The following is a 239-nucleotide window of genomic DNA, read 5'->3' on the forward strand; positions in this document are numbered from 1 at the left end:
GACCTCGCGCACGTCGTCGTGCACCCCGACCTGGACGCCTGCATGGCGTCGCTCGCCCCCGCGCGGGTGTTCGCGTTCACCACGCACACCGAGCGCCGGTACACCGACGTCGAGTACCGGGGCGGGGACGTGCTGATGTTCGGCCCCGAGCCGACCGGCCTGCCGCCCGCGGCGCTGGAGCACCCGGCCGTCCCCGACCTGCTGCGCATCCCGATGCAGCCCGGCCGCCGGTCCCTCCA

Annotated in this window: 1 protein-coding gene; it reads left to right on the forward strand. The window is 75.7% G+C overall.

Annotated elements, in window-relative coordinates; genetic code table 11:
- Window positions 1-239: tRNA (cytidine(34)-2'-O)-methyltransferase (locus KVT14_RS21180; RefSeq protein WP_306795891.1), on the forward strand; the 239-nt coding region annotated here is incomplete at both ends.

Origin of the sequence: Cellulomonas sp. GbtcB1 (genome assembly GCF_019091725.1) — a bacterium.
GTDB lineage: Bacteria > Actinomycetota > Actinomycetes > Actinomycetales > Cellulomonadaceae > Cellulomonas.